The sequence below is a fragment of the Enterococcus sp. DIV2453a genome (genome assembly GCF_050533535.1).
Lineage (GTDB): Bacteria > Bacillota > Bacilli > Lactobacillales > Enterococcaceae > Enterococcus > Enterococcus faecalis.
This window is the reverse complement of record NZ_CP172899.1, coordinates 1-13,140: the sequence shown is the minus strand read 5'-3', so window position 1 is coordinate 13,140 and position 13,140 is coordinate 1. Positions and strand designations below refer to the sequence as shown.

Here is a 13,140-nt window from a genome sequence, read left to right as displayed (position 1 = left end):
GGAGAAATCGGCTTCTTTTTTATCGATTGTATTATTCCGCTACGACATGAACCTTAATTTTCGCTGTAACTTCATGATGTAGTTTGACTGGTACGTTAGTGTAACCTAGAGAACGAATTGGGTTGGCTAATTCGATTTTGCGTTTATCCAATTTTACATTGTATTGTTTGTTTAAGGCTTCTGCAATTTGTTTTGAAGGAATTGAGCCAAATAAACGGCTGTCTTCTCCAGCTTTTGCCTTAATCTCTACAACAGTCTTTTCATCTTCTAAAAAGGCTTGCATTTCTTTTGCTTGTGCTAAAACTTCTGCTTCATGTTTTTCTTGGGCTTTCTTTTGACCCGCTAACGCACTCATGCTCCCTTTATTGGCTTCTTTCGCATAACCATTTTTAATTAAAAAGTTTTGGGCGTAACCAGTTGGCACTTCTTTTACGTCCCCTTTTTTTCCTTTTCCTTTAACGTCTTGTAAAAAAATGACTTTCATTTCCTTCACTCCTGTTCATACATTTCATTAATATTTTGACGAATTACATCAAGTAGTTGCTCTTTTACTTCTGCTACTGTTACGTTTGATAATTGTACTGCCGCATTAGTAAAGTGACCGCCACCACCTAAATTTTCCATAATAATTTGGACATTAATTGAACCATTACTCCGAGCACTAATGCCAATCTGTTGATCCGTCCGCTTGGTAATGACAAATGCTGCATTAATCCCTGCCATAGAAAGTAATGTGTCCGCTGTTTTGGCAGCTGTGACACTATCATATTCTTTGTCTTCACTCCCGGCAACAACGACGGTATCTTTTGTGACATATTCGCTTTTAGAGATTAAGTTGTTCATTTCCAGATAGCTTGTAAGATCAGAACTTAATAGATATTGTACTAAAGATGAGTCTGCTCCACAAGTTCGTAAATAACTAGCCACATCAAATGTTCGCGCTGTCGTTCGTGTATTGAAACTTTTCGTATCAACCACAATTCCCGCCAACATCATGGTTGCTTCAAAGGCCTGCAGTTTATTTGCGCTATTACTTTGGTATTCGATCAATTCTGTGACTAATTCTGAAGCAGAAGAGGCAGAAGATTCAATATAAGAAAGCAAGGGTTTTGCTGGAAATTCGTCTCCTCGTCGATGGTGATCAATGATTACCACTTTATCAAAACGCTCATAGAGCTCTTGTGAGATCGATAGAGACGGTTTATGGTAATCTACCATAACTAATAAGCTACTTTCTTTCTTGCGCTTCATTGCCTCTTTAGGACTAATAATGCGCTCTTCTAATTCTGGGTACTCTTTAATCGCCTCTAACACTCTTTTGACATCGGGAATGATTTCATTTTCATCTAAAACAATCCACGCTTTTCGATTATTAAACGAAGCTAAACGAGCAACACCAAATGCTGAACCTAACGCATCCATATCTGGATAACGATGGCCCATAATATAGATGTCAGCAGATTCCGCAATAATTCCCTTAATTGCCATGCTCATTGCACGAGAACGTACTTGGGAACGTTTCGTCGTTACTGCCGTTTTTCCACCAAAAAATAACGGCTTCGCTTCATCTTTGGCTTCTTTTACAACCACTTGATCACCACCACGAACTAAAGCTGTATCTAGGTTCGTTTGAGCCGTGGTCCCGGTTTGATCTAAGGTTGGCCCCCCATAAGCAATCCCCATACTTAACGTAATGGCTACTTCATGGTTAGCTGATTCCTTACGGATCGTATCCAAAATAGAAAATTTTTCGTCCATCATTTTTTGAATATCTTCCCATTGGGCAATGAAAAAATAACGTTCTGCGTTGATTCGCTTATAAAAAACTTTGTATTGGTCCATCCAATCAGAAACCATCGTCGTAATGAAACTATTCAAATAAGAAATTTCTTTCTCATCCATTGTATCGGTGACATCATCATAATTATCAACAGACACAATGCCAATAGCCGTTTGCATTTCGACTTTTTCTTGATACAAATTACTTTCTTTAGTGATATCTTCAAAAGTAATTGTATGTTGTTCTTTATTGACGCTAAAGCGATAGGTATTTTCGTCAATCGTAAAAATATCTTGGTTTCGTTCTGCTAATTCTAAATAAGACGTAACTTGGCTAGCGGTTAACGTTAGCTGATTATCTTTATTAAAAATAGAAGCAGCATAAGGATTAAGCCATTCTACCGCGCGTGTTTCCCCGTTATACGTAATAATTCCCACAGGTACTTCATTTACAACATAATCCAACGATTGTTCAGCAATGGAACTTGCTTCTTGAATCTTTTCTACGTTTGTAATTTCTACATCTCTAATCAACAGCCGAATAACCACTAAGAGAAAGATATCTAATGCGATAATTACCGCCAATAGCAGCCATTTATTTGTTAGTAAGAAATAGAGGAGAAATTCTACTAAGAGAAGACCCACAACAATTAAGAAACCGTTTTTTTGAATTCTCTTCTTTTGCATTTTTTTGCCTCCAATCTTTCTGCAGACCTTTGAGGCGACTTGTTCCAACGAGCATATTGCTCTGGTGATTCACTAGTTATTTCATCCTTTATTTTATCACAAAACACTTCATTCTGCGAACCTTGTTATGTTTCACGTGAAACACTAGTCAAGATAAAAAAGAACCAAAGAGCAAGCTCTTTGGTTCTGGAAATTGTCATAAAATTATTGTTCGTCACTAACGAATGGTAATAATCCCATGATACGTGCGCGTTTAATAGCAATCGTTAATTTACGTTGGTTTTTAGCGCCAGTACCTGTAACACGACGTGGTAAAATTTTGCCACGTTCTGAAATGAATCGTTTTAACAATTCAGTATCTTTATAATCGATGTATTCGATGTGGTTTGCTGCGATGTAGTCGACTTTACGACGTTTACGTCCGCCTCTTCTTTGTTGTGCCATTCTTGTTCCCTCCTATCAAATTCGTTTAGAATGGTAAATCATCATCTGAAATGTCGATAGATGAACCTGAGCCACCAAATGGATCAGAATCTTTATCGAAATCAGGCATACCGTTATTGTTTTGCGACTGAGAAGATGATGGATTGAAACTATTGTTGTTGTTATTAAATCCAGAACCGGCATTGTTATTACCAAAGCTACGATTTTGTGATTGATAACCATTTTCGTTGTTATTAAAGCTACCGCCGCCAGTTCCTCTTTGTTCTGAAGCAGAACGAGATTCTAACAATTGGAAGTTTTCACAAACCACTTCAGTTACGTAGACACGTTGACCTTGTTGGTTCTCGTAGTTACGAGTTTGAATTCTTCCGACAACACCTAATAATGTACCTTTACGGGCATAATTAGCCATTGTTTCTGCGGGTTTACGCCAAATCACACAGTTGATAAAGTCTGCTTCACGGTCACCATTTTGATTCGTAAAGTTACGGTTTACAGCAAGTGTAAAGGTCGCAACAGCTGAACCACTAGCGGTGTAACGTAAGTCAGGATCTTTTGTCAATCTTCCGACTAATACAACGTTATTAATCATTCAAAACATCTCCTTTCGTCAATAAATGTTTCATGTGAAACAAATTATGCTTCTACCTTCACGATCATATGACGGATAATATCGTCATTGATTTTTGCTAAACGATCAAACTCGTTGATTGCGCCAGCTGTTGATGGAGAAGTAACATTAACGATATGATAGATGCCTTCACGGAATCCGTTCATTTCATATGCTAAGCGGCGTTTTTCCCAATCTTTAGATTCGATAACTTCTGCTCCGTTATCTTTTAAGATTGTGTCGAAACGTTCTACTAAAGCAGTTTTTGCTTCTTCATCAATGTTCGGACGAATAATGTACATGATTTCGTACTTCGTATCTTGACTCATTGATTTTCACCTCCCTATGGACTTCAAGGCTCTTAGTTGGCTAAGAGCAAGGAGAACATACCTAAAAAGGTAGTTCACAATCTCTAATTATATGCTAATTGATGGACAAAAGCAAGAAATAGTTTTGAAAAGCCCCAATAAAAAAGTTTCGCCAACTGGCGAAACTTTTTTATGTTATTCTTCTGTTTCTGATGTTGTTTCGTTTTCTGTTGTTTCTACAACTTCAACGATTTCTTCTTCCACTTCTTCTGGTTCTACAACAGCCATTGTTACCACTTTGGCACCATCTTCCATTCTCATTAAACGAACCCCTAATGTTGCGCGTCCTGTTTGAGAAACAGAATCTACGTTAAAGCGGATAATGACGCCTTTGTTCGTAATCAACAAGATATCTTCATCCCCATTGACCGTGGTTAAACCAGCTAATGGACCATTTTTCTCAGTGATATTTGCTGTCTTAATCCCTTTACCGCCACGTCCTTTAACTGGATATTCAGAAGCTTTTGTACGCTTACCATAACCATTTTCAGTAATGACTAGGACTTCTTTATTTTCATCCAGAATCGCTGCACCGACCACATAATCATTTTCGCGGAGACGGATTCCCCGAACACCTGATGCTGTCCGGCCCATATCACGTACAGTATTTTCATCAAATGTGACAGAGTATCCTGCATGTGTTCCGATAATCATCTTCTGATTGCCATTAGTCGTTACTACGTTAACTAACTCATCATCTTCTTTTAAGCTAATGGCGATTAATCCATTACTACGGATATTAGAAAAGGCTGTTACGGCTGTCCGTTTGACGGTTCCTTTTAAGGTTGTGAAGAACAAGTATTTACCGGCTTCCGCTTTGCCCCCAACAGAAATAATCGCTTGAATTTTTTCTGCAGAATCAATTCCCAGTAAGTTAATCACTGGAATTCCTTTTGCTGTTCTACCGTATTCAGGGATTTCGTAACCTTTTGCTCGGTAAACTTTCCCAGTGTTCGTAAAGAATAATAATGTGTCGTGTGTTGAACAAGAAACTAGGTTTTTCACGAAATCATCATCATGAACGCCCATGCCTTGGACACCACGTCCGCCACGGCGTTGCGCCCGGAATTCAGAGTTTGCCATCCGCTTAATGTAGCCGTTATTGGTTAATGTAATCACGACTTCTTCTTCTTCGATTAAATCTTCATCTTCAAGACTTAAGACTTCACCTACTAATAATTCTGTGCGTCGTGCATCACCAAATTTTGTGCGAACGTCATTTAACTCTGTTTTAATGATTTCAATGACGCGTTCTGGGCGGGCTAAAATGTCCTCTAAGTCCGCAATGAATTTCAATAGCTCTTGATATTCATTTTCAATTTTGTCGCGTTCTAAGCCTGTTAAACGGCGTAAACGCATATCTAAAATCGCTTGCGCTTGACGATCTGAAAATTCAAAGCGTTCAATTAACGTTGCTTTTGCTTCGTCATCTGATTGTGATCCACGGATAATGGCAATGATTTCATCGATATGATCTAAGGCAATTCGTAGACCTTCTAAAATATGCGCCCGTGCTTCTGCTTTGTTTTTGTCAAAAATCGTCCGGCGAGTAATGACTTCTTTTTGATGCTCGACGTAATTTTCTAAAATACGTTTCAAGCTTAAAATTTTCGGTACGCCTTTTTCGATGGCTAACATGTTAAAACCAAAAGATGTTTGTAAGGCAGTCATTTTGTATAAGTTGTTTAATACAACAGAGGCACTCACATCTCGACGAACATCGATGACGATCCGCATGCCTTCACGAGAAGATTCATCCCGCAAATCAGTAATTCCTTCAATTCGTTTATCTCTGTGTAATTCAGAAATTCGTTCGATTAATTTGGCTTTATTCACCATATAAGGCAATTCAGTTACTAAAATACGTTCTTTTCCATTCGGCATTTCAGTCAATTCAACTTTTGCACGAACTGTAATCGAACCTTTCCCCGTTTCATATGCTCGGCGAATCCCTGATTTCCCCATCACTAAACCGCCTGTTGGAAAATCTGGTCCAGGTAACACTTCCATCAATTCATTCGTCGTTACATCAGGATTGTCCATCAATAAACTTGTTGCATCAATCACTTCACTTAAATTGTGTGGTGGAATATTTGTTGCCATCCCCACCGCAATCCCCGTTGTTCCGTTAACTAGTAAGTTTGGAAAACGAGCAGGTAAAACTACTGGTTCTTGTTCTGAATCATCATAGTTTCCTTGGAAATCGACTGTATTTTTGTTAATATCTCGTAGCATTTCTAAAGCAATTTTACTCATACGTGCTTCGGTATAACGCATAGCGGCAGCGCCGTCACCATCGACGGAACCGAAGTTTCCGTGGCCGTCAACTAACATAGCCCGATAACTAAAAGGTTGTGCCATCCGCACCATTGATTCGTAAATCGCACTGTCCCCATGGGGGTGATATTTACCCATAACATCCCCAACAATCCGGGCTGATTTTTTGTGTGGTTTATCAGGGGTTACCCCTAATTCGTTCATTCCATATAAGATTCGGCGATGAACAGGTTTTAAACCGTCACGAACGTCAGGTAACGCGCGGGCTACGATAACACTCATTGCGTAGTCAATGAAAGATTCTTTCATTTCGCTGGTCAGATTGACGTCTTGAATGTTTTCTTTAATTTCTTCACTCATGAATTTTTTCCCCTCTAAATATATGTTCTAGCGTCTCTTACAACGTTGCGACACATTAAATATCCAAGTTTTTCACGTAATGGGCATTTTCTTCGATAAACGCACGACGTGGTTCCACACGATCGCCCATTAGCATTTCAAAAATTTGGTCAGCTTCAATGGCATCATCGACACTCACTCGCGCCATTAATCGTTTTTCTGGGTCCATTGTTGTTTCCCAAAGTTGGTGATCATCCATTTCACCCAACCCTTTGTAACGTTGAACACTTGGTTTTGGTGAAGCAGGTAATTCTTCTAACACTTTTGCTAGTTCCTCTTCAGCATGTTTGCCCGGTTGAACGTAGGTGATGTTTTTCCCTTGTTTCACACCATATAGTGGTGGTTGGGCAATATACACATAACCAGCTTCAACAATTGGCCGCATGAAGCGATAGAACAAGGTTAATAACAACGTTCGAATATGCGCACCATCGACATCGGCATCGGTCATAATCACTAGTTTGTGATAACGTGCTTTAGAAACATCGAAATCTTCGCCGAAGCCTGTTCCCATAGCTGTAAATAATGACCGAATTTCTTCATTGGCTAAAATTTTATCCATGCTGGCTTTCTCAACATTCAAGATTTTCCCACGAATTGGTAAAATGGCTTGGAATTCACGGCTACGTCCTTGTTTTGCTGAACCGCCGGCCGAGTCTCCTTCGACGATAAATAATTCGCATTTTTCCGGATCTTTACTTGAGCAATCAGCCAGCTTCCCTGGCAAGTTGCTAATTTCTAACGCGCCTTTACGACGGGTGACTTCACGGGCTCTTTTAGCGGCTAAACGAGCTTTTGAGGCCAACATACCTTTTTCGACAATTTGTTTACCGACTGTTGGATTTTCCATCAAGAATTTTGTAAAGTATTCTGAGAATAAACGATCCGTAACGGTCCGTACTTCTGAGTTCCCTAATTTCGTTTTCGTTTGTCCTTCAAATTGAGGATCGGGATGTTTGATGGAAACCACTGCGGTTAAACCTTCACGAACATCTTCCCCAGTTAATTTTTCATCGTTTTCTTTCATCAATTTTTGTTTACGTGCATAGTCATTAATCACACGTGTTAAAGAAGTTTTAAAACCAGATTCATGCGTTCCGCCTTCATAAGTATGAATATTGTTGGCAAAACTTAAAATATTTGAGTGGTAGCCATCTGTATACTGCATTGACACTTCCACTGTAATATCTTGTTGCTCTCCTTCAATGAAGATTGGCTCTGGGAAAATAACGTCTTTATTGGCATTTAAATGCTCAACATAACTCTTAATCCCGCCTTCATAGTGATACTCTTTTTTATCTTCTTGTCCTTCACGACGGTCTTCAATTGAAATGTGTAAGCCTCGATTTAAAAAGGCTAATTCACGAACCCGTGTTGCTAATTTATCAAAATCATAAACGGTTGTTTCTGTAAAAATTTCAGGATCTGGAATAAAGTGAACAGTGGTTCCGTGACGATCCGTTTCTTCGATAACTTTTAGGTCATCAACAACCGCACCACGACGATATTCTTGGTAATACACTTTGCCATCTTTATAAACACGAACATCTAAACTGGTCGATAAAGCATTAACAACAGAGGAACCAACACCGTGCAAGCCACCTGATACTTTATAGCCGCCACCGCCAAATTTCCCGCCGGCATGTAGCACTGTAAACACTGTTTCCACAGCTGGGCGACCAGTTTTGGCTTGAATCCCGACTGGAATTCCACGACCATCATCGATAACAGTAATACTATCGTCTGGTTCGATAATTACTTGAATTGATTTAGCAAATCCTGCTAAGGCTTCGTCGATAGAGTTGTCAACGATTTCCCATACTAAGTGGTGTAACCCTTCGCCACTAGTAGAACCTATGTACATACCAGGACGTTTCCGGACAGCTTCTAAGCCCTCCAAAACTTGAATCTGACTAGCGTCATATTCTTGCGCACGTTCTCTCATGTTTTTTTCTTCTTCTGTCATGTCGCTGAATTCCTTTCTATCTTGCCTTGTTGAACATAAAAAATATCTGGTTCAACTGTTAGCTTGTCTTTTATGTGATCTAAACTAGTTGTCGTTAAGAACGTTTGAACTTTGCCTTCAATCGTTTCTAACAAGTGAATTTGACGTTCATTATCTAATTCACTCATGACATCATCTAGTAATAACACAGGATATTCTCCTGTTTCTGAATGCATCAAATCAATCTCTGCCAATTTAATACTTAAAGCTGTCGTCCGCTGTTGGCCTTGTGAGCCATACGTTTGAACATTTTGACCATTGACAATAAATAGCAAATCGTCACGATGAGGGCCTAAAAAAGTATTCGCTTTAAACAATTCACGCTTACGATTGTTCATTAATTGTTGGAGCAATTGATTTTGAAGTGCTTCTAAGGAAAGATCCGTGTTGTCAATTGGGATGCTTGATGCGTAGTCAATGGTGAGCGTTTCGCGTCCATGACTAATTTTTTGATGGAGTAAGTTTGCCCAGTGTTCTAATTTTTTAAGAAAACCTAACCGAGCGTATAGAACTTTCCCGCCAAATTCAGCTAGCTGCTCTGTCAAAATATCCAGATAAACAGTATCTGTTTGTTTCTTTTCAGCTAGTTGTTTTAGGTATTGGTTCCGTTGCTTTAAAACAGACTGATATTGGACAAGATCATAAAGATAAATAGGACTCACTTGTCCGAGTTCCATGTCAATAAATTTCCGGCGGACTTGAGGTGAGCCTTTCACCAAAGATAAATCTTCTGGGGCAAATAAAATAACATTCAGTTGCCCAATGTACGCACTGAGCCTTTTTTGCTCAATGTGATTAACCTTGGTTTTACGTCCTTTGTTGGAAATTAAAATTTCCAACGGCACGGTGCCTGTCTTTTTTTCAACCACACCGCTAATTTTAGCTGCTGCTTGTTCCCAGCCAATTAATTCTTTTTCATTGCTGGTTCGATGACTTCGTGTCATTGCTAGAACATAAATGCTTTCTAACAAGTTGGTTTTTCCTTGGGCGTTTTCGCCTAAAAAAAGATTTAACGTTTTTGGAAAATCTAAACTGACTGTTTCATAATTACGATAATGCTGAAGTGTCAGCTCATTCAGCCGCATCGTCGGACTCGTTTCCGTTTTTCACCATAAAAAAAGTACCTTCTTCAGGTATCTCAATCATCATGCCCGCATAAAGTTTCCGTCCGCGACGATTTTCCAACTCGCCATCAACAAACACGCTATTGTCTGCCAAATACCATTTGGCTTGGCCGCCACTACCAATGACGTTGATTTCTTTAAGAAACTGACCAAGCGTTATATACTCAGTTGCTAAAACAAACGTTTTTTTCAATGTGCATCCCTCTTTTTTCTAATACGTTCTCATATATATTATACCCTTTTTCATAAGAGAAAACAAATTTATCTGTCTAATTTTCATTCTAAGCAATTTTAATTCTAAATGACCGAAAATATTATTAGGATAAAAAAACTCTTAAAAAGCATTTTAAAACGGAAATTGATATTTTCTTGAGAAAAAAGGGGCCTGATTTGGCAGAAATGACGAGTAGCGTTTAACTAAAAAACAATTAGGGGTAACTCAAAGACAAACGAAGAGGGCGCGCAATGAAGAAAAGTAGCTTGTAGAGGTCTGAGCGTCGTTTTAAGCAACGTAAACTTCTTTCACTAGGAAATGTTCATAAAAAAATGAACAGCTCTTAAACGAAAAATTAAAGGGCTTTTTTCTTTATCCACGAAAAAAAGGCAGAATTTATTCGTCAAACGATAGTTCAAACATTCACAATCATATTAGCGTAAAAGCTATTCTAGTTTTAAAAAGCTTATCTAGCAGCGTTTATCGGCTTTAAACAGACGACAAAAAAGAACCTTCGGCGATCATAGTGATTTTCCGAAGGTCTTTTTTAAACATGATTAATTTGTACGAACCGGTGTAATTAGTTGAATGAAATCTAGTTCTGTTTCGGTTGGCTCCAATGTAAACGGACGAATTGGAGAAAGGAATTTCACGGTAATATTCATATCGCCAAACGCTCGCAACGCATCTTTCATATAATCTGGGTTGAAAGAAATATCCAACGCTTCACCAGAAACATTTTCATAGTTTAACGCTTCTTCGACTTTTCCAATTTCAGGTGAATTTCCATATAAAACAACAGAATCTGGTGAAATTGAAAGGCGAACAATATTGTTACGTCCTTCATGAGAAAGTAAAGAGGCACGTTCGATTGCTGAAAGCAGTTCTGGTACATAAAATTCAATTTGCGTGTTATGGCTAGTTGGAATTAAACGGTTGGTATCAGGATAATTTCCTTCTAACAAACGAGAATAGAAGTACATTGTTTCTGTTTTAAATAGCACTTGATTTTCCATAATGCTGATTTCAACCATTTCTTCTTCATTGGTTAATGAACGAGAAAGTTCAGTTAAACTTTTTCCTGGAATTACAATGTTAAAGTCTTCTACTGCTTGTTCTGTCGGGATCACACGTTGACTTAAACGATGTGAATCTGTCGCAACGGCAAGTAATTTTTGATTTTCTAAAATAAAGTGAACCCCAGTTAAAATTGGACGACTTTCGTGCATCGATACAGCAAAACCTGTTTCACTAATAATTTTTGTCAATAAATGAACAGGTAATTTCATTTGGTTTTGAGTATCAATTACTGGTAAGTGCGGATAATTGTCAGCATCTAATCCATTGACCGTAAAATCAGCTTTTCCTGAAGTAATTGCAACTTGATTGTTATCTAGAACTTCCATTGTGAACATATCTTCTGGTAATTTACGAATAATTTCGCCAAAGAAACGAGATTGTAAAACGATGCTACCTGTGCGTTCAATCGTCATTTGAGCTTTTTCATCATCTTTACTTAAAAAACTTTCAATTGAAATATCCGCGTTACTCCCAGTAAGTGATAAGCCATCTTCTGATAACACAATTTTAACACCCGTTAAGATTGGAATCGTTGTTTTAGAAGAAATTGCTCGTTGAACAGTTTGTAATTCTTGTAAAAAGACACTTCGTTTGACCGTTAATTTCATAATGTAAACTCCTTTTTAAGTATTTTCAATACGTTCTAATTTTGTACGCCACTGTTTTGTATATTATATATAAATAAATAATAAAAGTAATAGGGCATGTTGATTCTGTGGAAAAGTCAAAAGAGCATTGATTTTACTAAGTTATCCACTTGTGTATAAGTTGTGGATAACTTTATTCTTTTTTGTTTAGTTTTCCACATCCTAAGAGTTCAATAAATTTTTAATTTCACTGACTTCTTTTTGAATCGCTGGATCTTTTTCCAATAATTGCTGAATCTTTTCGTGCGCATGAATTACCGTTGTATGATCTTTGCCGCCAAATTCGGCACCAATTTTTGGCAAGGAATTGTCGGTCATTTCTCTAGCAAGATACATTGAGATTTGACGAGGAACTACAATTGTTTTCACCCGTTTTTTCCCTTTTAAATCTTTAAGAGGCACATGATAATATTTGGATACTTCTTCTTGAATTTGTAAGATGGACAATTGATTTTTACTACCAACTGATTTTAGAGATTTCAAGGCGTCCGCCGCTAAACTAGTGGTAATATCTTCTCCATTAATAGTTGCAAAGGCTTGAACGCGGACCAAAGCACCCTCTAATTCACGGATGTTGGAATCAATTTGACCAGCGATATAACTTAGTGTATCATCCGGAATTTCTAAACGCTCGGCATCTGCTTTTTTGCGCAAAATTGCAATCCGTGTTTCTAAATCAGGCGGGGTGATATCAACAGACAAACCCCAAGCAAAGCGAGAAACTAATCGTTCAGGTAATTTTGGAATATCATTCGGCGGGCGATCACTTGTTAAAACAATTTGTTTATTTTCATTGTAAAGATCGTTGAAGGTATGGAAAAATTCTTCCAATGTTGCTTCTTTTTCCGCCAAAAATTGAATATCATCGACTAATAATAAGTCAACATTGCGATATTCTTTCCGAAATTGTTCGGATGTCTTTGTTTGAATTGAGTTGATAAATTCATTCGTAAACGTTTCGCTACTAACATATTTGACTTTGGCATCTGGTTGATTCACTAACATTTGATGACCAATGGCATGCATCAAATGGGTTTTCCCTAACCCTACACCACCATAGAAGAAAAGGGGATTGTAAATCGAACCCGGATCCTCCGCAACAACAAGCGCTGCAGCGTGAGCCATTTGGTTTCCTTTACCAATAACGAAGGTGTCGAAAGTGTACTTAGGATTAAGCATCGCTTTTTTACTTTGTTCACTAAAAACAATTTCTTCTTCGGCAGGTTCTTCGAGTTCTTGTGCCAATGCTGCGTCTTTTTCATCGGCAACAACAAAATGGGGCATCACTTCTGCACCGGTCAATTTAAATCCAGTTTCGACAATTTTTGCCGAAAGATTTTTTTCCCAGTAATCACGATGAACTGCAGAAGGGACTTCTAGCCACAATTGATTGTTGTCTAATTTCAAAGGGCGTGTGGTTTTAATCCAAGCATCAAAACTTGGCGCCGACAAAATCGCTTGATAGGCTTCTTCAAGGCTATGCCAAAAACTTTCCACGTCGGGCAT

General features: G+C 38.3%; 11 protein-coding genes. All 11 read right to left on the bottom strand.

The genetic code is table 11. The features are described 5' to 3' along the window. Nucleotides 1-31: 31 nt before the first annotated feature. Nucleotides 32-484, bottom strand: a complete 453-nt coding sequence (rplI, locus tag IGK03_RS00055; protein WP_002356023.1) for a 50S ribosomal protein L9 — start codon at nucleotides 482-484, stop codon at nucleotides 32-34. A gap of 5 nt (nucleotides 485-489) precedes the next feature. Continuing rightward, on the bottom strand, nucleotides 490-2,514 hold the full coding sequence (locus IGK03_RS00050; RefSeq protein WP_002363542.1) for a DHH family phosphoesterase: 2,025 nt from the start codon (nucleotides 2,512-2,514) through the stop codon (nucleotides 490-492). A gap of 156 nt (nucleotides 2,515-2,670) precedes the next feature. Then, nucleotides 2,671-2,910: a 30S ribosomal protein S18 gene (rpsR, locus tag IGK03_RS00045; protein ID WP_002356021.1), complete on the bottom strand. Its 240-nt coding sequence runs from the start codon at nucleotides 2,908-2,910 to the stop codon at nucleotides 2,671-2,673. 25 nt (nucleotides 2,911-2,935) lie between these two features. Further along, a complete protein-coding gene (gene ssb, locus IGK03_RS00040) occupies nucleotides 2,936-3,502 on the bottom strand; it encodes a single-stranded DNA-binding protein (RefSeq protein ID WP_002364599.1) in 567 nt (188 codons plus the stop codon). Between the two features lie 44 nt (nucleotides 3,503-3,546). Continuing rightward, nucleotides 3,547-3,849, bottom strand: a complete 303-nt coding sequence (gene rpsF, locus IGK03_RS00035) for a 30S ribosomal protein S6 (protein ID WP_002356019.1) — start codon at nucleotides 3,847-3,849, stop codon at nucleotides 3,547-3,549. Nucleotides 3,850-4,023: 174 nt separating this feature from the next. Further along, nucleotides 4,024-6,525 (bottom strand): DNA gyrase subunit A, encoded by a 2,502-nt coding sequence (gyrA, locus tag IGK03_RS00030; RefSeq protein WP_202334724.1) that lies wholly within the window; start codon nucleotides 6,523-6,525, stop codon nucleotides 4,024-4,026. A gap of 55 nt (nucleotides 6,526-6,580) precedes the next feature. Next, entirely contained in the window at nucleotides 6,581-8,530 is a 1,950-nt protein-coding gene (gene gyrB / locus IGK03_RS00025; RefSeq protein WP_002359210.1) for a DNA topoisomerase (ATP-hydrolyzing) subunit B, read from the bottom strand. After that, nucleotides 8,527-9,654: a DNA replication/repair protein RecF gene (gene recF, locus IGK03_RS00020; RefSeq protein ID WP_002356016.1), complete on the bottom strand. Its 1,128-nt coding sequence runs from the start codon at nucleotides 9,652-9,654 to the stop codon at nucleotides 8,527-8,529. The genes gyrB and recF overlap by 4 nt, the downstream gene beginning before the upstream one ends. Then, the gene (yaaA, locus tag IGK03_RS00015) at nucleotides 9,641-9,886 is read right to left on the bottom strand and encodes a S4 domain-containing protein YaaA (RefSeq protein WP_002356015.1); all 246 of its coding nucleotides are present in this window, start codon (nucleotides 9,884-9,886) and stop codon (nucleotides 9,641-9,643) included. Before yaaA ends, recF begins: the two co-directional genes overlap by 14 nt. Nucleotides 9,887-10,464: 578 nt before the next feature. Further along, entirely contained in the window at nucleotides 10,465-11,595 is a 1,131-nt protein-coding gene (gene dnaN, locus IGK03_RS00010; RefSeq protein WP_002356014.1) for a DNA polymerase III subunit beta, read from the bottom strand. Nucleotides 11,596-11,796: 201 nt separating this feature from the next. Next, entirely contained in the window at nucleotides 11,797-13,140 is a 1,344-nt protein-coding gene (dnaA, locus tag IGK03_RS00005; RefSeq protein ID WP_010707915.1) for a chromosomal replication initiator protein DnaA, read from the bottom strand.

Coding starts and splice junctions, on each gene's coding strand:
- rplI (WP_002356023.1), bottom strand. CDS start 484: ATGAAAGTCATTTTTTTACAAGACGTTAAAGGAAAAGGAAAAAAAGGG.
- rpsR (WP_002356021.1), bottom strand. CDS start 2,910: ATGGCACAACAAAGAAGAGGCGGACGTAAACGTCGTAAAGTCGACTAC.
- ssb (WP_002364599.1), bottom strand. CDS start 3,502: ATGATTAATAACGTTGTATTAGTCGGAAGATTGACAAAAGATCCTGAC.
- rpsF (WP_002356019.1), bottom strand. CDS start 3,849: ATGAGTCAAGATACGAAGTACGAAATCATGTACATTATTCGTCCGAAC.
- gyrA (WP_202334724.1), bottom strand. CDS start 6,525: ATGAGTGAAGAAATTAAAGAAAACATTCAAGACGTCAATCTGACCAGC.
- gyrB (WP_002359210.1), bottom strand. CDS start 8,530: ATGACAGAAGAAGAAAAAAACATGAGAGAACGTGCGCAAGAATATGAC.
- recF (WP_002356016.1), bottom strand. CDS start 9,654: ATGCGGCTGAATGAGCTGACACTTCAGCATTATCGTAATTATGAAACA.
- dnaN (WP_002356014.1), bottom strand. CDS start 11,595: ATGAAATTAACGGTCAAACGAAGTGTCTTTTTACAAGAATTACAAACT.
- dnaA (WP_010707915.1), bottom strand. CDS start 13,140: ATGCCCGACGTGGAAAGTTTTTGGCATAGCCTTGAAGAAGCCTATCAA.